The organism is Secundilactobacillus kimchicus JCM 15530, from assembly GCF_001433995.1.
GTDB classification, from domain to species: domain Bacteria; phylum Bacillota; class Bacilli; order Lactobacillales; family Lactobacillaceae; genus Secundilactobacillus; species Secundilactobacillus kimchicus.
The window spans coordinates 150142-175776 of sequence record NZ_AZCX01000002.1; the positions used below are offsets into that span (position 1 = coordinate 150142).

Consider the following 25635-nt stretch of genomic DNA (forward strand, 5'->3'; position numbering starts at 1 on the left):
TGGCGAGACTTGACAATTAAATTGATTGCAACTGATATGGATGGGACTTTTTTGGACGATGATGGACACTATAATCACCTTCGATTTCAGCAATTAATGACGCAAATGACACAACGTGGGATTCGCTTTGTGGTTGCTAGTGGCAATCATTATCCACACTTACCACCATACTTTCAAGATATTAAAGGTGATATCACTTACGTTGCCGAAAACGGCGCGTATATTGTGGACGAAGAGATTGTCCTCAGCGAAGATGTGATCGCGCCTGACTTAGTCAAAAAAGTGTTAAGCTGGCGGGAAAATGATGCCATGTTCAAGCCAGCCTGGCTGATTTTGTCTGGCCGCCAGGGGGCTTACACCGAAATGCCAGCTAGTAGTCAACGGTTTGCTCGCTCTCAGTATTTTTATAACAACCTCACTTCGGTGCTTGATTTGAACGACGTCAAAGACGATATTTTTAAACTCGATTTTACGTGGTTAAACGCCGATGTCAGTGCCCAGGAACAACGATTTAATACCGCATTTGCGGGACAACTAAGGGCCACGTCAAGTGGTTTGGGCGGTCTCGACGTTATTTTACCCCACGTTAATAAAGCCTATGGCCTAAAAAAACTCCAGCAAAAATGGGGGATTTCAGCGGCTGAGACAATGGCATTTGGCGACAATGCCAACGATATCGAAATGTTGCACTTAGCGAAGTTCGGTTATGCGATGGCCAATGCAACGCAGCGTACGCAAACGGCAGCCGCAAATGTGACCAAATTGGATAATAATCATGACGGCGTCTTGGACGTCATCGCTGACCACTTAAACCGTGAGGCAAATTAGATGAGAAATGGAGTAAATTCGATGATAAAAATGATTGCGTTAGACCTTGATAACACGCTGTTAAAGGACGATAAAACAATTAGTGTTGTGAATGAAACGGTCTTGAAACAGGTGAGAAAACAGGGGATCTACGTGGTATTATGCACGGGTCGGCCAATCAATGCTATTTGGCACTTGATTGAACAGCTCGGATTAACAAACCCAGCAGATTTTACTATCACGTTTAACGGGGCGTTGGTGATTAATAATACAAGTCGCGAACCGATTGCAAAACAGGGGATCACCAAAGCAGAGTTAGACCCGCTGTACCACTTTTTAAAAGACAATCATTTTGTGATGGATGTCTTGGATTTTGATCAGGTCTACCCGATTACCGATATGAAAAAATCAATTTATGAGGACGGTCTTGGTGGCTTGATTCCGTTCTCAGCATTGACTTTTTCTGAGTTACCAGATAAAACGTACGCAAAGGTTGTCGTTGCGGCCAAACCGGCAGAGGTTGATACGGTTATTGCCGCCATTCCTGATGAATTGCGCCAACAGTATCACATTGTTCGGTCACAACCTCACATTTTAGAATTTCTAAGTCCAACCACGGATAAGGCGGCTGGATTAAAAGCTTTACTTCACCATTTTGACCTTGACTTTAGTCATCTCATGGCTTTTGGTGACGCAGAAAATGATGCGGGAATGCTGAAGGCAGCATCAGTGGGCGTGGCCATGGCCAATTCTATTCCCGAAATTTTGGCGTTAACGCCTTACCATACGGATACGAATGAAAACGATGGTGTTGCGAAATTTGTGACGAATTATTTTGAGGATAAAGGTGCGAAACCCAATCCAATCGGTCGCTAGAAACTGATTGAAAACGGCCTAAACGCCGATTTGAATGGTACGCAAAAGGCGATGAGCTTGCTGGTTACGAGCTCATCGCCTTTTAATTGGCCTATTTAGTGGGTCGTTATTTTAATGTTGCTTAAACAGCCCGGTTAAGTGGTCCATAAAGGCCGTTAAGTAACGTTGTCGATCGACGGTCAACCCAACTTTGACGTTGGTTTCGGGATCGTTAATTCGTGCCTGATCGCCAATTGTCCGGCCGTAGTGATCAGGGTCCGTCGCCACGAACATATTGAGGTCTAACGTCGTGATAAAGCTTGGATCAATGGCCACTCCGACGGCCAAGGGGTCGTGCAGTGCGCAACCGTCAAGCTGGGAGTTGGTATCGGCGTATGCGTCGATGTAGTAATCCACAATGTCGGCGAACGCAGTGCCGGCAGCTGTGTTTAATTCACGCCACTGAGCCGTTTCCTTGCGGGTCAAAAGGGTCCGCAACGTGACGTCTAAACCGACCATGGTTAACTTGAGGGGACTCGTTAATACGACGTTTGCCGCCTCGGCGTCCTGGTTAATGTTAGCTTCGGCGTAGGCGTTGACGTTACCCTCAACGGTTAAAGCGCCGCCCATAAACGTGACGTTACCAATACTCAAAATAGCGTCACGGTCCTTTTCAAGGGCCTTGGCCAAGTTGGTCATGGGACCGGTTGGGACAAAAATCAAGTTTTGGCCATACTTTTTAGCTGACTCAATTAAGAAGTCGACACCAGAACCAGCCTCTAATTGGCGTTTTGGTTCAGGTAAGTTGACTTGACCAATCCCATTTTCACCGTGTATTTGAGCACTAATTGGCATCCGGTCAAAGTGGTCGGTCGTTAGAGAGTGGCTCTCACCAAGGTAAACGGGAACGTCGGTTGCCCCGAGGAGTTCCAAAATCTTGAGTGAGTTGATGCCGCCTTCTTTGACGTAGACGTTACCGTACGACCCAACGATACCGATTAAATCGACTTCTGGATCAGCGACAGCGTAAGCAATTGCCATTGCGTCGTCGATCCCGGTATCTAAGTCTAAGATCATTTTTTTAGTAGCCATGATGTCCCTCCAGGTTGTTAATAATAAACTAGGTCACTCATCAATCATAATGTAAGCGTTCCCCGAAAACAAGGGGAACAACAGGGTTAAATGAGGATCACCACCTGCAAAAACACCTATTTTGGGTTAGAATGGAAGAATCGAATTAAAGGAAAGTTGGTGAAGCGATGGCGGAGAAGTCAGATAACGAGACGTTCAACCAAAAACACCGTGAAAATCGGTTATTAGCGGACGCTACAAAGGAGCTTAACGAATGGACAGGTGAAGATGAGGCCGTTGAAATTCACATGTTTCGGATGTTTTCTGAGGTGTTCAAACCCCATAATAAGGACGAAGCAGATGCATTGTTTATTGTGGGAACCAAAACAACAACCCCGCCGTTAACCACTGTTTCATCGGCCCCAGTGAAGCCGTGGTTATTTTCCCGGGTATTAGCCTTACTGGGGATTAGTTTTGGATTACTGACCATGTTATTTATGGTCTTCCATAGCAATAAGGCCGTTCCGGGAATGATTTTTATTGGCTCGCTAGCGGTTCCTTTTTCGCTAACAATTATGTTCTTTGAAATTAACGTGTATAAAAATATTTCGGTTTTCCAGGCCATGCAGGTCTTCTTGATTGGCGGCATTGCGTCACTAGTGGCAACCATGATCTTTTACGAAATCATTCCGTCTGGAAACGGGGTAGGGCTCGGTTCAGCACTGGCCATCGGGTTTATTGAAGAAACGGCTAAAATGTTGATTATTGGGTACTTTATCAATTCATTTAAGGTCAATTACATCTTCAACGGGCTGTTGATTGGGGCTTGTGTGGGCGCTGGCTTTGCGGTTTTTGAAACCTCAGGCTACACGGATCAATTCGGGTTAGCTACGCTATTTGTTAGAAGCTGGCAGACCATTGGGACCCATACAATTTGGTCAGCCATTATTGGGGCGGCTATCATTTTAGCTAAGGAGCGGCGTCAGCCAGTTCAGGGGAAGATTATGGTTCGGCCGAAGTTTCTCCGATTTTATGTTTTAGCCGTGCTCCTTCACGCGGTTTGGGATTGGCAGATTCCCTTGCCATTTAACGACCCGTTCGACATTCAAACGTGGATTCTCATTGCCATTGCCTGGATTGCAATTTTTGTGTTGATTAATGCGGGTTTACGTGAAGTCCGAACCCTTCAGGGTCAACGAATTATTAATTAAAAGAGAGTGTGGAACAAGGCGATTGGCCTTGGGAAGCCGAATTAAAGGAATGACAAATATGGAAACGACTTACGATATCACAATTATTGGTGGCGGACCGGCTGGGATTTTTGCGGGCTTTTATGCGGGGCTCCGTGAAGCTAAGGCCCAACTAATTGAAAGTCTCCCGGATCTGGGTGGCCAGGTTCAAGCGTTGTATCCGGAAAAGAAGATTTTAGACGTTGCCGGCTTCCCAGCCATTCGGGGTCAACAATTGATTCAACAGCAAATCACGCAGCTCAATGATTTTCCAATTGAGATTAAAACCAATCAAGCGGTGACCGACATTGTTCGGACGGCAACCGGCTTTGATGTGGTCACACCAGTTGAAACAACCCACACGAAAACCGTTATTATTGCGGTGGGAAACGGGTCGTTTTCACCCCGCCGCTTAGCAATTGAGAACGCAGCTGACTTGGAAAATAAGCACCTTTTCTATTCTGTGAGTGACCTTTCCCACTTTGCTAACAAGCGAGTCATCATTGCTGGTGGTGGGGACGCTGCTCTTGATCAGGCGATGATGCTTGAGGAGGTTGCCACCTCAGTCACCCTAGTTCATCGACGAGACACTTTCCGAGCGTTAGAGCATTCGGTATCTAGGCTTGAAGCTTCTGATGTAAACGTCATGACACCTTACCTGATTAAGGCTGTGACGGAAAAAAACGGTGAGTTAAAAGTTGGCCTGAAAAAGATGCGCACCGATGACCCGCTGGTCGTGCAGACGGTTGACGACGTGGTGGTCAGTTATGGCTTCACGTCGGATCACAAAGTAGTCGATGGTTGGCATCTTGATCTCGACGCGGAGCATCACCTCTTTAAGGTTGACTCAACAATGTTAACCAGTGAACCGGGGATCTATGCGATTGGCGATGGGGTCACATACGCCGGCAAACAAGCCTTGATTGCAAGTGGTTACGGTGAAGCACCAATTGCGGTGAACGCAGCGATGAATCAACTATACCCGGATCGGCGTGGGCCGGTTCACAGTACCTCTTTGTCTAAGGAATAAAAAAAGCCTGAAACGACGACTCATTGTCATCGTTTCAGGCTTTTTAATTAGCATGGGTTACTGACCACTTGGATCATCCGGATTCGTAATCTTAATGCGGTTAGAGTCGGTTGATTTGTGGTGAATTTCAGGTGCGTCGGTTGCGAAGAGACTTTGCGTACTCTTATTACCGTTTTGACTAAATAGACTGGTTGATTTGTTACCGAGTTTCTTTTCAATTTCCAGTTCTTTTCGGTACTCATTAGCGTAGTTATAGTCCTTGGAGTTAACGGCCTTGAATCCCTTGGGATGATAGAATCGTAGCAGGTCCTTCTCATTCAGCGAATCAGAGAGTGAGAGTGCGTTGTCCACATGATCAGAGACTTTGTCAGCATAGTCTTGTAACTTCTTATCGGGCTCTTCGATACGCAGTCCTGTGTGATTATTGTACAGTTTCCCGGACAAGTCAGTGTATTTTGGCGAGACCCAGTCTTGATTTCTAAAAATAACGATTTGATCATGATCTTTAGAGAACAAGTCCGTCCCAAATTGCACGAATTGTTTCGTGTTGATTCCCATCAGGTGAAGAAGGGTCGGTAAGACGTCAATTTCGCCGCCGTACTGGTGCTCAATGTGACCGCCGGTAGTGCCCGGCATGTTAAACATGAGCGGGACTCGCTGCAATTGAGCGTTGTCGAAGTCGGTCCAATTGTCTGAATTCTTCCCTAAGACTTTTGCGAGGTTCGGGTTTTCAGAATCGGAAATCCCGTAGTGGTCACCGTACAACATGATAATCGACTTTTTGTCGAGCCCGGTCCGGTGAAGGTAGGCGTAGAATTCACGGATAGATTGATCCAGATAGTGGGCCGTTTTAAAATAGTTATCAACCGCTTTATCGCCCGTATCCGGGGTTTTAAAGCTCGAGTCCTCGGCGTCAAGATCAAACGGGAAATGATTGCTGACGGTCAGATATTTGACGTAGAAGGGCTGTTGTAAATGTTGCAAGTACTTCACTGAATCGTTGAATAGGAGTTTATCCTTAAGACCAAAGCCCAGCGATTTATCGCCGGAAGTATCGTAATAACTGGCATCAAAGAAGTATTGATACCCCAGGTTTTTGTACGTGTTATTTCGATTCCAGAAGCTGGCCACGTTACCGTGGAAAACAGCGGAGGTGTAATCACCATTTTGTTTTAGAATGGCCGGTGCCCCTTGGAAGGTGTTATCGTTGCCAAGTTGGGCGAATAACGATCCTTGTGGGAGCCCAAACGTACTGGTTTCCAGCATGTTTTCTGCGTCACTAGTTTTTCCCTGGCCAACTTCATGGAAGAAGTTATCGAACGCATAGGTGGACCGGCTATGATAGAGTTTATTCAAAAACGGTGTGACAGCCCGACCGTTGATCTTTTTGTCAATCAAAAACTGTTGGAAACTTTCAAGGTGAATCACAATGATGTTTTTACCCTTGGCCTTGCCAAAGTATTTCGGATTAGGCTTTGCATAGTGGTTTTTAGTGTACTTCAAAATCCCTGTTAACTCGGACTTTTTGGCTGTTGCGCGGACATCATTAGTGTGTTGGGTGCGGATGCCATCATAGATGGTAAACGCATCTAGCCCAAGGTATTTAACGATGTAATTGCGGTCAAATCCGCGGGTCAAGAGTTGCGGCCGGTTAGCCTCGGCCAAGGCTAAATTAACGCCAAAAAGTAAGAAGCCTAACGATGTCGTAGCCGCCCCAGTCTTCCAATTGAGTGGGCGGTTGTCAGGCTTTATTTTCCGAAAGATTAATAGCGCTAAAATGACGATAAAATCGAGCCAGTAAAAAATATCATGCCAGGTGAAAAGGGCGATGGAGCTACCACTTAGCCCCTGACTGACTTTGGAATAGCCCAGCATCGTGGCAACCGTCATAAAATCGGTGAATTCTCGGTAATAAACGACGTTCAGGAAGAGTAAAACGGTCCCTAACACGTCGAGAATGATTAAAACGGTATAAAACAGTGACGTTCGCCTGATATAGAAGGCCAAGCTGAAAAAGATGACCGTGACGGCAATTGGATTGACAATGTATAAGAAAAATTGTAACGGATCGTTGAGCTCAATGTGGAAGTCCACAAAGTAAGCAATTAACGTCTTAAGCCAAAAGCAGACAAGTAATAGCGCCGCAAAGCCAAGACGGGTATTGGTTTTTCCCCATAAACGTTTTACAAACTCCAAAATGATGGCTCCTTTAGATGATGCATTAATGGTAACCAGTTTATCAGATATTAGCGTCCCTTGCAGGTTCATCCTGACAATTTAAGCAAATTGTTAATTGCGTCTGATGACCGGTGGAAATCAATTGAAAGGTGCTATACTAAAGTCGAAACGACCAAATTTAGGGAGGTAAAATCATGACACGCTTAAACTTATACGTTGTTCGGCACGGGCAGACCTACTTCAATATTTATAACAAGTTACAGGGATGGAGTAATTCGCCACTGACTCAAAAGGGGATTGACGGGGCAGTAGCGACTGGCGAGCGTCTTAAAACCACCAAATTTGCGGCCGCTTATTGTTCAGACACCACTCGGGCAATGGAGACGGCCAAGTTGATTTTGCAGGCTAATTTAGTCTCAGACGTCAAAGAACCCCTCACAGCAATGAATTTCCGTGAGGAGTTCTACGGGTACTTTGAAGGGACTGATATGAATCAAGCGTGGTACTTGGCAGGGGCACCACATGGCCTACCAACGTTCAAAGCAATTCAGGCCAAGTATTCAATCGGAAAAGCCAAGGACTACTTAAAGGCGGCTGACCCTTTTCACCAGGCCGAAGATAACGATGAATACTGGAAACGGGTTGACCGTGGCTTTGATCTCATTCGGGCTAATCCAGACTTAAAAGACGGCAATAATGTCTTGTTGATCAGTCACGGCAATACGCTGTTGAGCTTGATGGAACGGTATGCAGCAGGGCGCTATGATCTTAGTGAGCGACCTGCAAATGGTAGCCTGACGCGGTTGACGCTAACTGATCATGATATTGTTGTTGAAAGCTATAATCAGTAGTTAATCGAGCGTTTCAGCTTCGTGAAAGTCCACGTTTTGGGTTGCGTAATAATCAAGAATTTCTTGCCGGTGGGACTCAAACTTTGGGGTAAGGCCAAGGTCGTGTCCCATGGTTAGAATGGGCTCATCAAGTGAGAATCCCGGCGTCGGAGTGGCAAGTTCAATCCGGTTATCGCCGGGTTCTCTGATATAGAGACTCTTAAACCAACCGCGATCACGGTACATTTCAATGTCCCATCCCTGTTCTTGGGCTTTTTGATAATAGTCGAGTAACGTTTGTTCATCGGCAACACGCAGGGCAACATGGTCGATACTACCACGGCCGAATCTGGTGACCTGCTCGAAGTTTGTGGTCGGCGTCAAGGTCAGCTCAGCTTGTTGATCGAGCTGGACAGTCTGATTCGCCACGGTGAGGTTTAAGAACCGTTCAAAGAATGTTGCGGTTGCCTCAACGTCTGGGACGGCTAATTCGGTACCCAGAAAGCGGGTAATTTGGTTCTTGGCCTCAATGCCGTTATTCGGGACGACTTGCCAGTCGGTTAGGGTTTCTGGCGTTTCAACTAAGGCGATTGGAATCTGATCAGGATCGTCAAACGTGAGGCCGGTCGTCGTTTGGGTTGGGACCACGTGATTGTTGGTGAGCCGAGTCATCCAAAAATCACTACTCCCCTGGGGGATTGCGAGTCGGATACCGTTGATAAAGTGGTTGCCATCCGTTCGGCGGCCCAGCAGTGGTAGGACAAAAAAGGTCACGACTGAACCGGGTGTTCCCAAGTTATCGCCGTAAAACAGATGACGAATGTGGATGTTTTCTTGATTGACAGTATTTTTGACGAGGCGTAACCCTAAGATGTGGGTGTAAAACCGGATGTTTTGATTAGCATCCTTTGTGAGTAGCGAAATGTGGTGAGTTTGCATAACTGCCGCCTACTTTCATTGATTGTTTGGCCCCAGTATAGCATAAGCGCTTACATTTGATGAGATTGAAGATGTGGAGCAAAAAAATGATTGTTAAACACGAACTTGGCAACACTGGTACCATCTATCAAGCGGCTAAAATGATTCGCTTAGCGGTTTTTGTTGATGAACAGGGAATTGACCCAAAACTTGAATTTGATCCGTTAGACGCAACGTTGGTGCATTATGTGGGCTATGTGGCGGACGAACCGGTAACGACGGCCCGTTTAGCGCCCAGTGGCAGTACTGTGAAGGTGCAACGGGTGGCGACGCTTCCCGAGTATCGTGGTCAACATTTGGCCAGTGAGTTGCTCAGGACAATATTGGCAGCTCAACCAGCGGGCACCGAGGTGACCTTAAATGCGCAGCAGACAGCCATCGGTCTTTATGAGCGGCTAGGATTCAAGCCAGTGGGAGCACCATTTGAAGAAGTGGGCATCTTACATCAGGCGATGGTGCTCACCATTGAGGCATAATAAAAGCGCGACCCATTGCTGAGTCGCGCTTTTTATGTGATAGGGTGTTACCTGAAACAATGATATGTCAAAAATTAATCTAAATCAGTAACGTGGGCATAGCCAACAGCGTTCCACCAAGGGGCGTTGATCTTTTCGATGACGACCCCACGGTTTTGGGCGTCAATCATCTTACCGTTACCGATGTACATTCCAACGTGACTGATGCTAAGCTTGCTAGCACCGAAAAAGACGAGGTCGCCCTTTTCGGCAGTCTTGGCTGACACGTGGTCGTACTTGTTATATTGAGCTTGAGCCGTCCGAGGTAAAGTGACCTTAGCCGCTTTCTTGTAGACATAACTCGTGAAGCCTGAGCAATCAAATGAGGTAGGACCTGTGGCGCCGTAAACGTATGGCGTACCAAGGTAGTTCTTAGCCGTTTGATAAACGCTTGTAAAGCTGGCAGCGTGAGCGTCTGTTTCGTGGAAACTCACAACTGAGAAACTGATAATGGCAACGAAGGCCAACAAAACTTTAGTGAAAAACTTCTTCATGATTAAGTAACACTCCCCTATTTATGTACGCTCCCAATACTACTAATGGAATGTGACAGTCGTGTAACAATCAAGTGTCAATGTGGTTAAATAAATTCGTAATAATTGTAACTTAATTGGTCTTCATGAAATAATAGGGTCAGGTTTAAAAAAGGGGACATTGAAATGGCCATACCGTTTGAAGAACTCACAACCGTATTTTCGTTCGACGACTTCGTATTTAGAATTGGTGAACTTAGTAAGATGACCGGCGTCTCACCGCGTCAACTCCGTTATTGGGAGCAGCGTGGCTACATTAAATCCCTTGATCGCACTGATGACAAGCGGGCGCGGTCGTATAATTACGCTGCTTACGTCTCGGTTAAAATCATCAAGCACTACCTTGATGATGGGTATACGTTGGAAGGTGCAGTTTCGCAAATGCGCAGCGCCATTAAATACCTGACGGCAGTTCGTCAGTTTATTCGGCACAGCGTCACCAGCGTTGATTTTGAAGATGGCGGGGCCGTCATCGACCTTGGTGTGTTTGATGGGGACCAACAAAAGCACTTATATGCCCACACTCGGGGGACCGACATTAACTATGAGATTCGTTGAGAACAAAAAAGGCTATCGGATTTAATCCGATAGCCTTTTTTTATTGTTAAGCACGGTGCTTAGACTTAGGTTTATGTTGTGGTAATGTGACCGTTAGCTTGCCAAACGCTGCGATTAAAATTGGCAAGATGACGTTGAAAATGAGAACGGTGAAAATCATGATCCAACCAACCGTTACGATTGGGGCGTACCCAGTAAAGAGAAGGCCCAAACTGAAGGCGACAACCGCAAATAGGCGGTGACGAAGCGTCTGGCCCATCTCAGTGAGACTTGGGAGTAGCCAGTCAATGAACGGTAGGTCGTTGTACCGGTAGTTAATGGCAACTTGCATCAGTTGCGTCACACCAAGAATGAGGATTGGAACCATCGCAATGAGCGGCACTTGCCAATTGAAGGTTGTCTCGCCGCTTAAAAAGGCGGTCATCATCTGAGCGAGTTGCGTTGCCGCTGCGGCTGCCAAGCCAAAGGTGAGTAACCAATAGAAAGCTTGGAGGACAGAGCGGCTCACGATCGCTAGAACAATGAAGAAGACGCCGACAATCAAGAGGGCAATCCAACCAATTTGACTCAGCAGCGCAGATTGAACGGTGCTTTGCACAACCGGTTGACCAGCATAAGCCACGTCTGCGTTCTTTAAGGAAGTTCCTTGAAGTTGGGTTGAGACTTCGTCTTGAAGGCGTTGAACGGTGGCAGCGGTATTCTTTGCGTTAGCCGCGTCTTTCAACGTCACCTGCAAGGTCGTGGTTTTATAGTTTTCGCTGGTGTTGGTCATTAGGGATTGTTGGAACTGAGAACTTGTCAGTTGCTCTGGCGTCAGATAATAGATTTTAGCAGCGTCAGAAGCCTGTAGTGCTGACAAGTAATTGTAAATGTCATTGTAAGACTTAACGAGTCCTGATAGGCTCTTTGTGGTCTTTTTCAAATCATTTTGCACATCTTTGATCTGCGTGGTGTAACTCGAAACATTTGAGCTGACATCGCTAGCATCCGTTTGGTTCTGTGATAATTCGTCGCTTAAGGCGCGCATGTTGCTGGATACGGTTTGAAGTTGCGTGTTGATCAAGTTCAAAAGGCGTTGGTACCGACGAACAAGCTTGGAAGCGCTCCGACGTTGGCTAACGTTTGCCCGACCGGCGATTTCATCAACCTGGGAGTGAACTGTCGTTGTGTCACTGACCAGGCGCGATGAACGGGAAGCCAACGAATCGATTTTGTCAGCGTCGGATGATAGCTTGACCTGATTTAAGTTAGTTCGGTCATCCTTCAGGCTGTCCGTCAAATCATCAAGTTGGTCTGTTGCCCCCTTAAGCTCAGTTGTGAAGTCATTAAGCTGGCTATTGACGTAGTTTTCAGCAATGGGCTGACCATTTGGTTGGGTGAGTGAAGTGACACCTGAGACGCCGGGCATTGATTGTAACTTAGTGGTTAAATTATCCAGTTGGAGCAGGGATTTTTCGTTGTCTAAGCGGTCACTTGACTTAACGTAAATGGTAACTGGCGTTGCCTTTCCCTGAGTGAAGTGGGCGTTTAGAACCCGCATTCCGGTCAGGGATTGTTGTGAGGATTCGAGGGTATTAGAAGCATTAAAATTCAGATTATTTCGGTAGCTATAAGCAAACGGACCCACGAAGTACAAAACAGCGATAATGGCCACAATGGGTTGCCAGAGGCCAAAACGGGTCATTCGGTTCCAGAAACCGTGTTGGTGCGGTTCGCTAGCAACAGCTGGCCAGAAGAAGCGTTCACCAAGGAGGTTCATAAAGATTGGTGAGACGGTTAACGTTGCGAGAATCGTTAGGATAACGGGAACTACAAGAGTCGCAACCGCCCGTAGCGTTGAGAACTTGAAGAGTGCGAAACCAGCAAAGGTGAGGCCTAACGTGATGCCAGTGACAAGTAAGAAGTAGCGAACGTAACGAATGCTGTCCTTAATGGCCGCATTGGCGGGTTTGCCGTCCTCAAGCTGTTGGCGAAACTGTCGAAGTAAAACGAAGTGACTCATTAAGCCGAGTAAAATGGTGGTTAACATCACCATAAGTGGCGTATATTCAGAATAAGCAAAGTTCAAGTGAACCGCTAAGTTGTTAACAATGCTTAAAGACACGACGTAAGCCATTAAAATGGCCAGCGTACTGATAATTGGTGCAACGAGGGATTTGAACAAAATCCCCATAATGATGAGTGCTAAAATAAAGAGAATGACCGTTGCGACCGTCGTCACTTGACTGATTTTTTGGTTTGCAACATCGTTAACGATTTCGGGACTCGTCACATAGCTATCCAGCCCGGTGGTGCTCAGTTGGCCTTGAAGTTGGTTAGCAATGACCCGAATTTCTCCCTGATTTCGATCAATTGAAAGTTGGACAATCTCAGTTGATTTGTCAGCTGACAAAAATTGGTCTTGGGCAGTTGGGTTGGTTGCAAGTGTTTGGATGGCTTTAATGCCATAGAATTTTTGGTGACTTTGAAGCTTGCTGATGGTGCTGTCAATTGCAGCCTGCTCGGTTGACCCAATTTGACCAGAGGCCTTATTGAAGACCGCAGTCACGTTATAGGTATTACCAACGTCACGTCCCCAATCACGTTGGATACTTTGAGCGACAACCGGCTGGCTATCATTTGCCAGTTGTGGTTGTCCCTTTTGTTGAATCAGGCTGGTAGTGTTTTGCATCAGCACAATAGCCGCAAAGATCGCGATTAACCAGATAATTAACGCGAAAATTCGGTTCTCGTGCAAACTTCGAATTCGCTCTTTCATTCGTATGTATCTCCCTTAATTGTTGCAGTTCTTTTTCAAATTGTACCATTTATTCTAACATAGCTTTTTGTCTGATGGCAGGGTTAGTCGCTTTTTTTAAGGTATGTGCCATTTTCAGGTGGTTTTTCTGTTCTTTCTAGGTGGCCTTGACTACAATGAAATTTCCAACAATCAGAGGAGGAGTTCTAATGAACCAACACGATGAATTTCAATCATTCGCAGCGTTAAATGGCGACAATCGATATGCGGTCGCCAATCAATTGGCAAAACAGTACGGAATGGATGCGAGCCAAATTCTATTTGCCTATCTCAAAGTGGCTGCCCCAATTTTAAACCAGCAAAAAAGTCAGCAATTGACTGAACGGCAACAACGGCAAATTGACCAAGTCTTTACCGCTTTCTTAACGGGTACTCAGACAGGAGATGAACCATAATGTGTACGAGCATTTACCAGGTGGCCTTGGATGGGACTCACATCCTAGGCCGGACAATGGACTGGCATACGTTGGGAGCAGCGCCCCTGTTTATTCCGCGGCAGTATCGGTGGCACTCTGTTTACGATAACGCGGCCTACACGAACAAGTACGCCATTGTCGGCGGCGGTGGGCCCCATGATGATGAAATTGACGTGTCAGATGGGATTAACGAGCACGGCCTGAGTGTTCAGAAATTAACGTTTACGAACGGTTCGGTGTTTGCTCGATATGCCGACGATGATAAGATTTCGCTAGCTCCGTTTGAATTTCCCTTATACTTACTGGGCCATTTTAAGTCGATTGCCGAGATTGAAGCTCACATTGCTGAATTTGAAATGATGGACGGCGAATCAGCTCGGCAGAATTTTGGTCGGCCAGAGTTGCACTTTGTTGCCAGCGATGCCACGGGACGGGTGGTGGCAATTGAGACGTCACATCAGCCCATGCGCATCGTTGATAACCCGTTGGGAATTCTAACAAACGCCTATAATTTTGAACGTCAGCTGGAACAGTTAAACGATTACGTGACGTTTACGCCCGCCTTCTTGGCTGGAAAGGTTGCTCCTAATACGCCACGTGTGACGACCGGAAACTTTTCGGGGAAAAAAGTGCCAAGTGGTTCCTACACGCCAAGTGCCCGGTTTATCCGAGCCGCTTATTATAAGGAAAAGGCGGACCAGCCCAGAGACGAAGCGGACGCCGTTATTAGTGAGTGGCATTTATTGAATAGCGTGACGGTGCCCAAATTGACTGAGTACCAACGTAACTATTCAATTTACCGAGCCGCCACGGTCACGGAGTCACTCACGTACTATTTTGAACCCTATAACCGACTGGGCTTGGTTAAATTGCAACTGACTGAAGCGATGCTGACGTGGCAAGAACCCCGGTTTTACGGGGCCTTTGACGAACTGCTAACAAATTCCTTAAACTAGCTGCTCAATGCTTCGCGTCGGTTAACCGAACATGGTAAACTATAAGTAATCTCATAATAAATGTTTGAATTTGGAGGAATGATTAAATGGAAGATGGCCCTAAGCAGCAGCCACGCACGGATTCGGTTTTTACGATGCCCGAAGAAACGGTTTTACGGACACTCCAAACTGATACGGCGGATGGTTTGTCGCAAGCGGAAGCTGATAAGCGACTGGCCGAAAATGGCCCCAACGCCCTTACCGCACACGTGACCCCTAAATGGGTGATTTTTCTGCGCCAGTTTAAGAATGTGATTATTTATATTTTGTTACTGGCCGCTGTGTTAACGCTAATCATGCGACATTGGTCAGATGCAACCGTTATTTTGTTGGTTGTCATCATTAATGCTTTCATCGGGTACTATCAAGAGGTGAGCGCCGCCAACGCTCTAGATAAAATCCGAAATCTGTTGAGTAAGGAAGCGACGGTGATTCGGGATGGTAAGCGCCAAGACATCGACGCAGAACAGTTGGTGGTCGGCGACATCGTCTATCTTGAAGCGGGCGATAACGTACCTGCAGATCTGCGAATCGTGGACGCCGATAACTTACGAATTCAAGAGTCGATGCTCACGGGGGAACCCGATTCTGTCGAAAAGAATTTCGCCCCGCTGGCGGATGCCAAGACACCCCTTGCGGAACGTCAGAATATGGCCTATGCCTCGACTGCTGTGACGAACGGATCAGGAACGGCAGTTGTCACTGCTGTGGCCGAAGCAACTGAAATTGGTCAGATTTCAAAGAGTGTCGGTTCAGTTAAGGAAGTCAAGACGCCGTTAATGCGCGAACTGGATGGTTTAGGAAAATGGATTTCCTACGTCATTGTCGGGATTGCGGTTGCCCTGTTTATTTACGGTTGGATCATTCATTTATACGCCTTGCCAACGCTGGCATTGGCTGTTGTGACTATGATTGTTGGGTCGTTACCAGAAGGGTTACCGGCTTCAACGGCGGTCATTTTATCCCTTGGAGTTGGGAATCTCACGAAGCACCAAGCAATCGTGAAGACGTTGCCTGCGGTTGAAACGCTGGGTGCAGTTGACATTATTGCAACGGACAAGACCGGAACGCTAACTAAAAATGAAATGACGGCCCAAGACGTGTACACTAAAACTCACCACTATACAGTGACGGGAACCGGATATGCGCCTGATGGGACCATCTTGTTAGATGGTCAACCAGCTGATTTGTCGGCGGACCCCGATTTAACGCAATTGTTAATTTCTGGCTTCGAAGCCAATGACACCTTTTTAAACGAAGAAAACGGTCAGTGGACGATCAACGGGGAACCAACTGATGGGGCGTTTTTGACGCTCTACCGGAAGCAGTTTGATCAAGAGCCCGAAAACGTTGAACTGGATCGCATTCCGTTTGACTCGGATTATCGCTACATTGCAAAACTGGTCGTGGACAAAACGAGTGGGCAACACGTCATCATGATCAAAGGCTCACCAGATAAGCTCTTCTCAATGGCAAGTTCTGCCGGTGGATTCGATGCCGCCGAGTGGCAACCAATCATTGATAGCCTGACTCAACAGGGGAAGCGGGTGGTGGCCGTCGGCGTGAAACCAGTCAGTGATCAGATTACTGAAGTTGACCATGATGCACTGACTTCAGGCGTGACCATGCTGGGGGTCGTTGGCATTATTGATCCGCCGCGTGAAGAAGTCATTGACGCGTTGAAGCAAATGCGTCGGGCTGGGGTTAAAGTGAAGATGATTACTGGGGACCATCCAGTGACAGCCACGGCTATTGGTGAAAAGCTCGGTTTGTCAGATAATATTAAAGCCATCACAGGACCTGAAATCGATGCATTGTCGTTTGACGAGCTCAAAGCCGTTATTACCCGATATGACGTGTTTGCTAGGGCAACCCCGCAAAACAAGTTAGACATCGTGCGCGCTTACCAAGCGAACGGGTTAGTGACTGCGATGACTGGAGACGGCGTCAATGACGCGCCCGCTTTAAAACAAGCTGATATTGGTGTGGCGATGGGAATTAAAGGGACCGACGTTGCTAAGGACTCAGCAGACATGGTGCTGGCAGATGATAATTTTAGTACGATGGACTTTGCGATTCGGGAAGGTCGGCGGCTTTACGACAACATTAAAAAGTCGATTCTCTTCTTGCTACCAACAAGTTTTGCCGAAGGTTTGATTGTTGCAATTTCCATTATGTTCCAACAAGCGTTACCGTTAGTACCAACTCAGTTGTTGTGGATTAACATGGTTTCGGCAATCACGATTCAGTTCGCCTTTATTGCCGAGCCTGCTGAACCGGGCATTATGGATCGACCGCCACGTCAAACCGGCCGGTCGTTGATGAATAAGCACGACGTCTTCCAGATGACGTATGTCTCCATCATCATTGCCGTTATGGGATTAGTGGCTTTTGATGTGCTAACGGGACAAGGCGTCAGCGAAATGGTGGCTAGTACGGTTGCCGTTAACATTATTGTGTTGGGGAAGGTCTTTTACCTCTTCAACATTCGGACACCCCTGCTGGCCATCTCCAAGACCTTGTTTGAAAACAAACTTGCGTTTATTGTCATTGGCATCTTGATGGTGCTACAACTCGGCTTGACGTACTTGCCGTTTATGCAGACTATTTTCAAGACAGCCCCAATGACTTGGCAACAATGGGCGATTTCAGCCGCCTGCGGACTTGTCGTTCTTGTGGTCGCTGAAGTTGATAAAATGATTCGGATCCAACTAAATCGTCGGCGGGGTGGTAAGCCCTTAAACAACTAGGAGGCAACGGGGTGGCTAACAAGAAACGCCAAATTAAAAAATTCCAACAAAGTGCCGCACCAATTATTTTTGTGATTGCGTTGATCGTGATTGGTGGTGGCTTTTGGGTCCGGGGGTTACTGGATCACGTCAGTCGGACCGCTGATCAGCCGACGACCCAGTCGTCTCAGCTGTCTGCAACCCAGTTGAAACAACGTCGATTCATTCGGAAGCTAGCAACACCAGCGGTTCGGGTTTACCATGCGAATCGTCAAGTGCTTCCAAGCATTGTCATTGCGCAGGCAATCATCGAGTCCAGCTGGGGAGATTCGCAACTTTTCAAGGAAGCAAATAACCCGTTTGGGATGAAGGGGAGTTATAACGGTCAAACTAAGTTGTACCCAACGGCTGAGGTTTATAATGGCAAACGGGTGATGATCAATGATTACTTCCGGGTTTATCCCAACCTTCAGGCGGCGATTGTGGATCATGACACGGTGGTGGCAGACAAATTCGTGCCAGCGGGAACGACCGATTATGCCGTGGCGGCTCGAGCGCTTCAAAATAACGGTTATGCCACTGATCCCAACTACGCGGCTAAGGTCATTCACGTTATTGATGCGTACCGGTTAACCCGGTTTGATACGACGCAATAAGCGACTGACTACACTCAAAATTTAGATGGACGACTATCGGATGCGGTAGGCTTGATGACGTTCAGGCTTACCGTATCTTTTTGTGCTGTTGATGGTTAACAACTTTGTATCGTTTTTGTAAACATTACATCATTTTAATCACAAGCCAGGTAAATTGGTTGTTCATTCAAACGATAACTTGTATGATATGGCTAGGCAAATAAAAGGAGAGATTCATGCAATTGTTCGATTTAATTGGCAAACTTTATGGGCCGTTTTTCGATCTTCATAACTGGGAAACGGTTATTTCATCAGGTAGTGACTGGCTTATCATTTTTTCATTAGTTTTGATTGAATGTTTGTTGTCGGTGGATAACGCGGTTGTGCTAGCAGCTCAGACGCAAGCATTGCCCACGAAGGAACAACGAGAAAAGTCTCTGTTCTATGGGATTTGGGGCGCTTATATTTTCCGGTTTATCGTTATCGGGATTGGCGTTTACCTGATTCATTTCTGGGAAATAAAAGTGATTGGCGCCGGCTACTTAATCTGGCTGGTCTTCCAGTACTTTTCAAAGTCGCGCGTTAAGCATACCCGTAAGCTCGTGAACGAGAAAAAGCGCCGAATTCCACTTTTCTGGTCGGTTGTGATCCAAATTGAAATGATGGATATCATTTTTTCAATTGATTCGGTTTTGGCATCCTTGGCTGTTTCACCGAACCCAGTAATTGTGCTGATTGGTGGAATGATTGGGATTTTGGCCATGCGTGGAATCGCAGAGTTTATCATGCGGCTGATGCGGAAAATCCCCGAATTGGAGCCCATGGCCTACGTGTTGATTGGTTTGATTGCGATTAAGTTGTTTATCAGTATCCCAGCAATTGACATTGAATTTCCAGCCGCGTTGTTTGGTCTTATCGTGTTGGCCGCGGTGGTCATTACGTTGATCATTCATGCGGTTAACAAACGTCAAAAAGGAGGCAATCAGGCGAATGGCAACGACACTCACGAAGGATAACCTCGCAGATGAAACGGCTGATGGGTTGGTATGGGTCGACTTTTGGGCGCCGTGGTGCGGCCCTTGTAAGATGATGGATCCCGTCTTGGCTCAGTTGGAGGAAACCTATGGGAGCCAAATTAAGTTTGCTAAGCTAAACGTCGACAATAACCAGGAATTAGCCATGACCTATAAGGTGATGAGTATTCCGAGCTTAGTGCTTTTTAAGGATGGCAAAGCGATCGAAAAAGTGACTGGATTATACCCGAAAGATAAATTAGCGACTTATTTAGATAAGAAGTTGGCGTCACAGTAGCGGAAAGAAGGGCCTTTCATGAAGTTGGGATTTATTGGAACCGGCGTTATGGGTGCTGCAATGGCCAGTCATCTATTGGCTGCCGGTCACGAGGTCGTCGTCTATAACCGGACAAAACAACGGGCGACGGGGTTAATCGAGCAGGGTGCCAAATGGCGAGAGACGCCCGCGGCAGTTGCTGCTGATAGTGACGTGGTCTTTTCAATTGTGGGCTACCCCAAAGACGTACGTGAAGTGTACTTTGGGACCGCCGGAATTTTTGCTGGGATTCATGAAGGGGCCGTCGTTGTAGACATGACGACGAGCTCGCCTGCTTTGGCTCAAGAAATTGCGACTCAAGCAACAGCGCAAAAGGTGGCAGCGTTAGATGCTCCCGTCTCCGGTGGCGACGTTGGGGCCAAAAATGCCACGCTGACCATCATGGTTGGCGGTGACGACGCAGCCTACCAGCGGGTTTTGCCGCTGTTTGAATTAATGGGAACGCACGTTAACCGTTTTGGCACAGCCGGAATGGGCCAACACACCAAAATGGCGAATCAAATCATGATTGCGGGCACCATGACCGGGATGGTTGAGATGATGGTCTATGCTAAAAGTGCTGGACTACCAGTTGACCAGGTATTGACCACGCTTAATGGCGGTGGTGCCGCTAACTGGAGTATGGCAAATTACGCCCCGCGCATTATGGCCGGTGACTATAATCCGGGGTTTTATGCGAAGCATTTCTTAAAAGATCTCCGGATTGCGTTAGAAGAAGCTGACAAGATGCAAATTGAGCTTCCAGCAACGCAGTTGGCGCACGATCTTTATGCTAAAATGGTCGATGAAAAACAGTTAGGAAATTTGGGCACCCAGGCGCTTATTAAGCTCTACGCCGGGTGGGTGTAGCAGCGTTAAAAAAAGCCACCGTACTTTTTAAAAGGACGGTGGCTTTTTGGTGCTAGCCTTCGAAATCGTTAAAGAATTCGAGTAACTTATCTTGCGTCAGCGCTTTTTTAGCATCGCCTGAAACGTCAAAGGTAATCTGACCATCGTTGACAACAATCAGTCGGTTACCATACGTCAAGGCATCGTCCAAGTGATGTGTGATCATCAAACAAGTCAGATGTTGGTCAGTGATGCGCTCATTGGTCGTTCGCATTAATTGTTGCGAGGTTTTGGGATCTAAGGCGGCTGTGTGTTCATCCAATAATAAGATGTCTGGCCGTTTTAACGTTGCCATCAAGAAACTCAGCGCTTGTCGTTGACCACCGGATAAGTTGCCAGTGGGGGTGTTTAACCGCTGCTCCAAGCCGTTGTTCATGGTTGAAGTGATTTCTTTAAAATGTGGCATCGCCTGCTTTAAATGCCGAGGCACCAGCCCACGACGCTGGCCACGCTTTTCAGCCAAAAGGAGGTTTTCAGCGACAGTCATTCGTGGTGCCGTTCCGAGCTTAGGGTCTTGGAAAACCCGACTCAAGAAGCGTGTCCGCTGTTCCTCAGATTCGTGGCCGACCGGTTTACCGTGGAGTAAAATATCTCCGGAATCAATGGGGAGGTTTCCGCCAATTGCATTAAATAAGGTTGACTTTCCGGCGCCGTTTGACCCGAGAACGGTAATAAAGTCGCCATCGTTAATTGTTAGGTTCAGGTGTTTTAAAATCATAATTTGCTCGGCCGTGTTCTGGTTTACGTTGACCACAACATCGCGCAATTCAAGAATCGGGTTACTCATGAGCAGTCACCCCCCGTTTGATCACTTTTTTAATGTTAAATAACCGTTGAAAGACCGGTAGCATCATGCATAAGGCCAAGACGACTGAGGAGAGTAGCTTTAAGTCGTTGGTTGAAAAACCGAGTTTCAACACAAGAAGTAAAACGAAACGGTATAGAATTGATCCAAGGGTCACGGCGATGAGTCGCTGATTCAAAGTCAACTCGCCAAAAACCACTTCACCGATGATGATGGACGCTAGTGCAATGACGATGACGCCGATTCCCATGCTGACATCTGCGTAACCGTCGTTTTGGGCGACCAACGCACCACCTAAGCCGATGATGCCGTTGGAGACCATCAGGCCCATGATTTTCATGTTATCGGTACGGATACCCAGCGAGCGAGCCATTTTTTCGTTATCACCGGTTGCGATGAAGGCCTGTCCTAAATCGGTCTGTAAAAAGTAGACCAAAAGAAGGGTCAAGACGACAATAATGATCATTCCAAGGGTCACACTGTCAAAGTACATTGGCATGCTTTTTAAGAAAGGCAGCTTCAACAGAGTCGGTTTGTTAAGGAGGGTCAAGTTCGCCCGGCCCATAATTCGAAGGTTGATCGAGTAAGCAGCGGTCATGACCAAAATCCCAGCTAAGAGAATGGGAATCTTGCCTTTGGTATAAAGTAAACCGGTGGCGAGGCCGCAAAGCATTCCGACACCAAAGGCCAAAAGAGAGGCCAAAAGTGGGTCAACGCCCTGATTAATCGCCGCAACACAGGCGGCTGCCCCCATTGGAAAGGTCCCTTCAACGGTCATATCAGGAAAATCAAGAATTCGAAATGTTAAAAATAAACCGAGGCCAAGCGTGGCCCAGAGCAGTCCTTGGCCGACTGCGGATACGCCTAATCCAATCATTTAAAGATCTCTCCTTTCGCTTGTGCTTCTTTAATGAGGGCTGCTGGGAATGTAATACCCAATTTTTTGGCTGCCGTCATGTTGAGAGTCAGATCGCCGTGCTTGAAGTAGTTGATTGGCATATCGCCAGGCTTTTCACCCTTCAAGATGCGGGCGACCATTTTTCCCGTTTCGATCCCGAGTTTGTATTGGTTAATACTGTATGTTGCAAGGCCACCGTCTTTAACCATAGTATCAACGGCTGGGAAGACTGGTACTTTAGCGGCCGTGGCATTATTGGCCAGCGTCTGCATCGCACTGGCCACTGTGTTGTCGGTTGGGACATAAACGGCGTCCACGTTTTGAACCATTTGTTGAGAGACTTGTTGGACGTCATTAGTGTTTGAGATTGAGTAGGCTTTCAAAGCCACGTGTTCCCGATCGCACAGGGCTTTAAATTCCTTGTACTGGGTCACAGCAGAATCGTCACTTGACGTGTACATGATGCCGAGCGTCTTCATATGTGGCATCAAGCGTTTGATTAAGCCTAGTTGTTGGGCGAGGGGGGCTTGGTCCGACACCCCAGTAATATTAGCGCCGGGATGTTGGTTATTTTTGACCAAGCCAGCCCCCTTGGGATCCGTTACCGCGCCCAACACGATTGGCATCTTGGAAGAGGCGTTAGCTAGTGCCTGAGCCGACGGTGTCGCAATACCGACAGCCACGTTGGCCCCCTCCGTCACGAACCGGTTACTCATGGTCTGAAGGTTACTCTGATCATTTTGAGCGTTTTGAAAGTCAATTTTGACATCTCGATCGGCTTTAAAACCATCGTCAGCCAATCCCTTGATGATTCCGTGGTGAATGGCATCCAAAGCGGGATGTGACATGAGTTGAAGAATGCCGACCGTGGGTTTTCCGGCACTGGGTCGCCCGGTTGAGGAAGTTTGTTCCTGAACGAAAGCAAACCCTAGAAAGACGAGAATAATAGCAATTAATCCGTACAGTCGTTTCATAGTTAACCACCTAACATAGTATTTTTTAAAACAAAAAAGACGACTCCCTGCACAGAAAGTCGTCGTAAGCGACGTGCAAGGTTGGTCTCATGCAGCGTCACTCGCATTACAAAGTAACCGGCATGGATGCGTGTTTCACATTCCTCAAACCGCACCCGAAGTAGCAGTTTGATTACCGGCTTTGCCAATAGGTATTCAGTTGTTGACAAGAAGTTGTCATGCGAATTCCCCCATATAAAGTACTCTCATTATAATCAAATCACCTAAAAGGCGTCAAGATGCAAAATATCTTGCTTGACCAGAAGAACATGGCGTGATAAATTAACAGTCAATGAGAATAGAATGAGTCTAAGAAGAGAAGAGTAGTGAGTTATCGGTTTAAAGAGAGCGCTGGGATGGTGTGACAGGGTAGCCGATTGTCATGAAGATGAACTTGGAGACTGGTGCGGTCGGATTACCGGCTAGGGCCACGGTCGGCGTCCGATACAGTGCCGAAGTCAATTGACTTCATGCGATTTATTTTGTGAGAAATAAATGAATTTGGGTGGTATCACGCGAAAACGTCCCTGGTTAAGGAATTAATCAGGGACGTTTTTTTGATGTTATAAGGAGGGCTTGCGATGACCGTCACGTTAGAGAATGGATTTTTAAAACAGCAGTTAGCTGCGCAGAGTAGTACGACCGCTTCGGCGGTAAAATTGGTGATTGTTAATTTGATGCCGAATAAGCTGGAGACAGAACGGCAATTTGTTAATTTACTAGCGGCACTCAGCCAAGATGTTAGGGTTACGTTTGCTAGAATGGCCACCCATCAAAGTCGACATACGGATGAAGCTGCGCTGCAAGCCCATTACGTGACACTTGATGACATTTTTTATCAAGATTTCGACGGTCTGATTGTCACTGGAGCACCGGTTGAGACCTTGGCATTCGCTCACGTCGATTACTGGGCGGAATTTCAGGCTTGGTTAGACTGGCGTGACCAGCACGTTGATCAGACCATCTTTGAATGCTGGGCAGCTCAGGCGGCGTTATTCGTGGATGCGGGGATTGAAAAGCAAGTGACTGCTCAGAAGGTCTTTGGGGTCTATCGTTCTCAGGTAGTCGCCAACACGCCGTTGACAACCGGCTTAGCCACCGTTTCGATGCCTCAGTCCCGGCATGCGACGTTGCCCGAGCCCGATACCTCCAGCATCACCACCTTAGTTGAAGATGGTCAGGCTGGCCCAATCGTGTTATCTAACCCCGCAAAGCGCAGCTTGTACATCAGTGGGCACCCAGAATACGAAACAGAGACGCTCATCAATGAATTTCGCCGGGATCAAAAAAAGGGCCAAGCCATTCAGTTGCCGAAAAATTACTTTGCGGCGGCTTGTCCCGTGAATACGTGGCACCAAGATAGCGTCAAGTTATATAACAACTGGTTGTCTCAAGTTCGAACCCATACCCTAGCTAACCTATAGGATCGCCCATAGGTTATTGAGAAAATGAAGGGCGATGCTGTACCGGATGTCTTTAAAGTGTAGGTACGTCCACGCCATCAGACAGCCTAGGGCTGAATAGAACAGCATCGTTGGGGACAAGCTTAGGGTGTGCATGTAACCAAAAACCAAACCGCTCATGAGAATGCCTAACCAGGTGTCTCGTGGGCGATTTTTAACAAAGAAAAAGTTAAAAAAGAACCCACGGAAAATAAATTCTTCAAATATCGGTGCTAGGAAAACGTCGTAAGCGTTGTTCCAAAAGGGCAGTTGATTGGTCGCTGCCTCCACTGCCGCTTGATTATCGGGCGTCGGCAAAATGTGATTGACAATGAGGAGCATCCAGAGAAATTGGACGGCTAAAAGTGCAATAAAAGTGGTCATGACAATTAAAATCGAGTTAAAGCGGACGGGCGTCTTGCCAAAGTTTCTTGGGTTTTCAGCCTGAAGTTGACGCCGGTAGTACCAAGTGAATAGGGCAAGGAGTCCCGCGGCACTCATCAGGGTCAGACCAATGAAACGCATGGCCAAGCTAGGAGCTGAATGGGCCGTGGCGGTGGCAACCTCTAGGAGAAACGAATTAGTTAAGTAAGCGGCCAGTAATAAAATCAGCAAAACCACGTGCTTTAGCCAATGAAGGACTTTATGGGTCATCTGGTACCTCCCACTAATAGCAGACGAGTTTAATTAGGTTGTGATCAGGATCGCGCAGCCAAAGGGCAGTTGCTGGTCCCGTAGCGCCTTGATAGGCGACTGGACCATCGTCAATTTCAACGGCGTAGTTCGTCAAGTGGGCGAGGGTCTTGGCCAGCGGATCTTTAGTGGCGAGGGCCAATTCGCTGTTGCCCGGCGCTCCATGACTGTGGAGCCCTGCCGTGTCAGGGGTGACGAATTGAAGTTGTTGCTTCCCCCCCACTTGGAGGGTGGTCTTACTCCCATTAACCATGGGGAGGTCAAAGACTTCGTGGTAAAACCGTATGGCCCGCGCAATGTCGGTCACGACAATGGTGATACTATCAATTGATTTAATATTCACAGTTCTCATCCTTACTATAATATGTGGTGTTGGGAACAATTATAGCA

Annotated in this window: 25 protein-coding genes; 15 read left to right on the plus strand and 10 right to left on the minus strand. The window is 47.2% G+C overall.

Annotation, left to right across the window (positions count from 1 at the left end; genetic code table 11):
- Positions 1 to 9: 9 nt before the first annotated feature.
- Complete coding sequence (locus tag FC96_RS03185) at positions 10 to 828, plus strand: Cof-type HAD-IIB family hydrolase (RefSeq protein WP_056941989.1); 819 nt, start codon at positions 10 to 12, stop codon at positions 826 to 828.
- Between the two features lie 21 nt (positions 829 to 849).
- Positions 850 to 1683 carry a Cof-type HAD-IIB family hydrolase gene (locus tag FC96_RS03190; RefSeq protein WP_056941990.1) on the plus strand — a complete coding sequence of 278 codons (834 nt, stop codon included), beginning with the start codon at positions 850 to 852 and terminating at the stop codon, positions 1681 to 1683.
- Between the two features lie 111 nt (positions 1684 to 1794).
- On the opposite strand, the gene FC96_RS03195 is transcribed toward FC96_RS03190, so the two are convergent.
- On the minus strand, positions 1795 to 2754 hold the full coding sequence (locus FC96_RS03195) for a nucleoside hydrolase (protein ID WP_056941991.1): 960 nt from the start codon (positions 2752 to 2754) through the stop codon (positions 1795 to 1797).
- Between the two features lie 167 nt (positions 2755 to 2921).
- Between FC96_RS03195 and FC96_RS03200 the strand changes: the two genes are divergently transcribed.
- Positions 2922 to 3944 carry a PrsW family intramembrane metalloprotease gene (locus FC96_RS03200; protein WP_054659254.1) on the plus strand — a complete coding sequence of 341 codons (1023 nt, stop codon included), beginning with the start codon at positions 2922 to 2924 and terminating at the stop codon, positions 3942 to 3944.
- A gap of 58 nt (positions 3945 to 4002) precedes the next feature.
- Positions 4003 to 4992: an NAD(P)/FAD-dependent oxidoreductase gene (locus FC96_RS03205; RefSeq protein ID WP_156403145.1), complete on the plus strand. Its 990-nt coding sequence runs from the start codon at positions 4003 to 4005 to the stop codon at positions 4990 to 4992.
- Positions 4993 to 5049: 57 nt separating this feature from the next.
- On the opposite strand, the gene FC96_RS03210 is transcribed toward FC96_RS03205, so the two are convergent.
- On the minus strand, positions 5050 to 7188 hold the full coding sequence (locus tag FC96_RS03210; protein ID WP_056941992.1) for an LTA synthase family protein: 2139 nt from the start codon (positions 7186 to 7188) through the stop codon (positions 5050 to 5052).
- Between the two features lie 176 nt (positions 7189 to 7364).
- On the opposite strand from FC96_RS03210, the gene FC96_RS03215 reads away from it, so the two are divergent.
- Complete coding sequence (locus FC96_RS03215) at positions 7365 to 8021, plus strand: histidine phosphatase family protein (RefSeq protein ID WP_054659256.1); 657 nt, start codon at positions 7365 to 7367, stop codon at positions 8019 to 8021.
- Here the strand turns inward: FC96_RS03215 and FC96_RS03220 are convergent, their stop codons facing one another.
- The gene (locus FC96_RS03220) at positions 8022 to 8939 is read right to left on the minus strand and encodes a VOC family protein (RefSeq protein WP_056941993.1); all 918 of its coding nucleotides are present in this window, start codon (positions 8937 to 8939) and stop codon (positions 8022 to 8024) included.
- A gap of 86 nt (positions 8940 to 9025) precedes the next feature.
- Here FC96_RS03220 and FC96_RS03225 point away from each other — a divergent pair, with 86 nt between their 5' ends.
- On the plus strand, positions 9026 to 9454 hold the full coding sequence (locus FC96_RS03225; RefSeq protein WP_054659258.1) for a GNAT family N-acetyltransferase: 429 nt from the start codon (positions 9026 to 9028) through the stop codon (positions 9452 to 9454).
- A gap of 74 nt (positions 9455 to 9528) precedes the next feature.
- Here FC96_RS03225 and FC96_RS03230 read toward each other — a convergent pair whose 3' ends face one another.
- Positions 9529 to 9987, minus strand: coding sequence for a C40 family peptidase (locus tag FC96_RS03230; protein ID WP_056941994.1), 459 nt, complete (start codon positions 9985 to 9987; stop codon positions 9529 to 9531).
- 165 nt (positions 9988 to 10152) lie between these two features.
- Between FC96_RS03230 and FC96_RS03235 the strand changes: the two genes are divergently transcribed.
- Positions 10153 to 10584, plus strand: coding sequence for a MerR family transcriptional regulator (locus tag FC96_RS03235; RefSeq protein ID WP_054659262.1), 432 nt, complete (start codon positions 10153 to 10155; stop codon positions 10582 to 10584).
- A gap of 46 nt (positions 10585 to 10630) precedes the next feature.
- Here the strand turns inward: FC96_RS03235 and FC96_RS03240 are convergent, their stop codons facing one another.
- The gene (locus FC96_RS03240; RefSeq protein ID WP_056941995.1) at positions 10631 to 13342 is read right to left on the minus strand and encodes an MMPL family transporter; all 2712 of its coding nucleotides are present in this window, start codon (positions 13340 to 13342) and stop codon (positions 10631 to 10633) included.
- Positions 13343 to 13530: 188 nt separating this feature from the next.
- On the opposite strand from FC96_RS03240, the gene FC96_RS03245 reads away from it, so the two are divergent.
- The 7 genes from FC96_RS03245 (at position 13531) to FC96_RS03275 (ending at position 20355) form a co-directional block, all read left to right on the plus strand.
- A complete protein-coding gene (locus FC96_RS03245) occupies positions 13531 to 13776 on the plus strand; it encodes a hypothetical protein (RefSeq protein ID WP_056941996.1) in 246 nt (81 codons plus the stop codon).
- The gene (locus FC96_RS03250; protein ID WP_056941997.1) at positions 13776 to 14753 is read left to right on the plus strand and encodes a linear amide C-N hydrolase; all 978 of its coding nucleotides are present in this window, start codon (positions 13776 to 13778) and stop codon (positions 14751 to 14753) included. Before FC96_RS03245 ends, FC96_RS03250 begins: the two co-directional genes overlap by 1 nt.
- A gap of 86 nt (positions 14754 to 14839) precedes the next feature.
- Positions 14840 to 17542 carry an HAD-IC family P-type ATPase gene (locus FC96_RS03255; protein WP_056941998.1) on the plus strand — a complete coding sequence of 901 codons (2703 nt, stop codon included), beginning with the start codon at positions 14840 to 14842 and terminating at the stop codon, positions 17540 to 17542.
- Positions 17543 to 17553: 11 nt separating this feature from the next.
- Positions 17554 to 18177, plus strand: a complete 624-nt coding sequence (locus FC96_RS03260; protein ID WP_082593226.1) for a glycoside hydrolase family 73 protein — start codon at positions 17554 to 17556, stop codon at positions 18175 to 18177.
- A gap of 215 nt (positions 18178 to 18392) precedes the next feature.
- Positions 18393 to 19172 carry a TerC family protein gene (locus FC96_RS03265; RefSeq protein ID WP_056941999.1) on the plus strand — a complete coding sequence of 260 codons (780 nt, stop codon included), beginning with the start codon at positions 18393 to 18395 and terminating at the stop codon, positions 19170 to 19172.
- Positions 19147 to 19467: a thioredoxin gene (gene trxA / locus FC96_RS03270; protein WP_056942000.1), complete on the plus strand. Its 321-nt coding sequence runs from the start codon at positions 19147 to 19149 to the stop codon at positions 19465 to 19467. Before FC96_RS03265 ends, trxA begins: the two co-directional genes overlap by 26 nt.
- A gap of 18 nt (positions 19468 to 19485) precedes the next feature.
- Positions 19486 to 20355 carry an NAD(P)-dependent oxidoreductase gene (locus FC96_RS03275; protein WP_054659268.1) on the plus strand — a complete coding sequence of 290 codons (870 nt, stop codon included), beginning with the start codon at positions 19486 to 19488 and terminating at the stop codon, positions 20353 to 20355.
- A gap of 52 nt (positions 20356 to 20407) precedes the next feature.
- Here FC96_RS03275 and FC96_RS03280 read toward each other — a convergent pair whose 3' ends face one another.
- Genes FC96_RS03280 through trpX form a run of 3 tightly spaced genes read right to left on the minus strand, consistent with a single transcriptional unit; the run spans position 20408 to position 23071 of the window.
- Entirely contained in the window at positions 20408 to 21181 is a 774-nt protein-coding gene (locus FC96_RS03280) for an ABC transporter ATP-binding protein (RefSeq protein ID WP_056942001.1), read from the minus strand.
- Positions 21174 to 22073, minus strand: coding sequence for an ABC transporter permease (locus tag FC96_RS03285; protein WP_056942167.1), 900 nt, complete (start codon positions 22071 to 22073; stop codon positions 21174 to 21176). Before FC96_RS03285 ends, FC96_RS03280 begins: the two co-directional genes overlap by 8 nt.
- Positions 22073 to 23071 (minus strand): tryptophan ABC transporter substrate-binding protein, encoded by a 999-nt coding sequence (gene trpX / locus FC96_RS03290; protein WP_056942002.1) that lies wholly within the window; start codon positions 23069 to 23071, stop codon positions 22073 to 22075. Before trpX ends, FC96_RS03285 begins: the two co-directional genes overlap by 1 nt.
- Positions 23072 to 23691: 620 nt before the next feature.
- On the opposite strand from trpX, the gene FC96_RS03295 reads away from it, so the two are divergent.
- Positions 23692 to 24534: a homoserine O-acetyltransferase/O-succinyltransferase family protein gene (locus FC96_RS03295; protein WP_056942003.1), complete on the plus strand. Its 843-nt coding sequence runs from the start codon at positions 23692 to 23694 to the stop codon at positions 24532 to 24534.
- Here FC96_RS03295 and FC96_RS03300 read toward each other — a convergent pair.
- Positions 24529 to 25206 (minus strand): CPBP family intramembrane glutamic endopeptidase, encoded by a 678-nt coding sequence (locus FC96_RS03300; protein ID WP_056942004.1) that lies wholly within the window; start codon positions 25204 to 25206, stop codon positions 24529 to 24531. The genes FC96_RS03295 and FC96_RS03300 overlap by 6 nt on opposite strands.
- Positions 25207 to 25219: 13 nt before the next feature.
- The gene (locus FC96_RS03305) at positions 25220 to 25597 is read right to left on the minus strand and encodes a VOC family protein (RefSeq protein ID WP_252192357.1); all 378 of its coding nucleotides are present in this window, start codon (positions 25595 to 25597) and stop codon (positions 25220 to 25222) included.
- Between the last annotated feature and the right edge of the window lie 38 nt (positions 25598 to 25635).

What these genes read in the sequence shown, in the direction of transcription:
- FC96_RS03190 (WP_056941990.1), top strand. Translation starts at nt 850, where the DNA reads ATGATAAAAATGATTGCGTTAGACCTTGATAACACGCTGTTAAAGGAC.
- FC96_RS03195 (WP_056941991.1), bottom strand. Translation starts at nt 2,754, where the DNA reads ATGGCTACTAAAAAAATGATCTTAGACTTAGATACCGGGATCGACGAC.
- FC96_RS03200 (WP_054659254.1), top strand. Translation starts at nt 2,922, where the DNA reads ATGGCGGAGAAGTCAGATAACGAGACGTTCAACCAAAAACACCGTGAA.
- FC96_RS03205 (WP_156403145.1), top strand. Translation starts at nt 4,003, where the DNA reads ATGGAAACGACTTACGATATCACAATTATTGGTGGCGGACCGGCTGGG.
- FC96_RS03215 (WP_054659256.1), top strand. Translation starts at nt 7,365, where the DNA reads ATGACACGCTTAAACTTATACGTTGTTCGGCACGGGCAGACCTACTTC.
- FC96_RS03220 (WP_056941993.1), bottom strand. Translation starts at nt 8,939, where the DNA reads ATGCAAACTCACCACATTTCGCTACTCACAAAGGATGCTAATCAAAAC.
- FC96_RS03225 (WP_054659258.1), top strand. Translation starts at nt 9,026, where the DNA reads ATGATTGTTAAACACGAACTTGGCAACACTGGTACCATCTATCAAGCG.
- FC96_RS03230 (WP_056941994.1), bottom strand. Translation starts at nt 9,987, where the DNA reads ATGAAGAAGTTTTTCACTAAAGTTTTGTTGGCCTTCGTTGCCATTATC.
- FC96_RS03235 (WP_054659262.1), top strand. Translation starts at nt 10,153, where the DNA reads ATGGCCATACCGTTTGAAGAACTCACAACCGTATTTTCGTTCGACGAC.
- FC96_RS03240 (WP_056941995.1), bottom strand. Translation starts at nt 13,342, where the DNA reads ATGAAAGAGCGAATTCGAAGTTTGCACGAGAACCGAATTTTCGCGTTA.
- FC96_RS03245 (WP_056941996.1), top strand. Translation starts at nt 13,531, where the DNA reads ATGAACCAACACGATGAATTTCAATCATTCGCAGCGTTAAATGGCGAC.
- FC96_RS03250 (WP_056941997.1), top strand. Translation starts at nt 13,776, where the DNA reads ATGTGTACGAGCATTTACCAGGTGGCCTTGGATGGGACTCACATCCTA.
- FC96_RS03255 (WP_056941998.1), top strand. Translation starts at nt 14,840, where the DNA reads ATGGAAGATGGCCCTAAGCAGCAGCCACGCACGGATTCGGTTTTTACG.
- FC96_RS03265 (WP_056941999.1), top strand. Translation starts at nt 18,393, where the DNA reads ATGCAATTGTTCGATTTAATTGGCAAACTTTATGGGCCGTTTTTCGAT.
- trxA (WP_056942000.1), top strand. Translation starts at nt 19,147, where the DNA reads ATGGCAACGACACTCACGAAGGATAACCTCGCAGATGAAACGGCTGAT.
- FC96_RS03275 (WP_054659268.1), top strand. Translation starts at nt 19,486, where the DNA reads ATGAAGTTGGGATTTATTGGAACCGGCGTTATGGGTGCTGCAATGGCC.
- FC96_RS03280 (WP_056942001.1), bottom strand. Translation starts at nt 21,181, where the DNA reads ATGAGTAACCCGATTCTTGAATTGCGCGATGTTGTGGTCAACGTAAAC.
- trpX (WP_056942002.1), bottom strand. Translation starts at nt 23,071, where the DNA reads ATGAAACGACTGTACGGATTAATTGCTATTATTCTCGTCTTTCTAGGG.
- FC96_RS03295 (WP_056942003.1), top strand. Translation starts at nt 23,692, where the DNA reads ATGACCGTCACGTTAGAGAATGGATTTTTAAAACAGCAGTTAGCTGCG.
- FC96_RS03300 (WP_056942004.1), bottom strand. Translation starts at nt 25,206, where the DNA reads ATGACCCATAAAGTCCTTCATTGGCTAAAGCACGTGGTTTTGCTGATT.
- FC96_RS03305 (WP_252192357.1), bottom strand. Translation starts at nt 25,597, where the DNA reads ATGAGAACTGTGAATATTAAATCAATTGATAGTATCACCATTGTCGTG.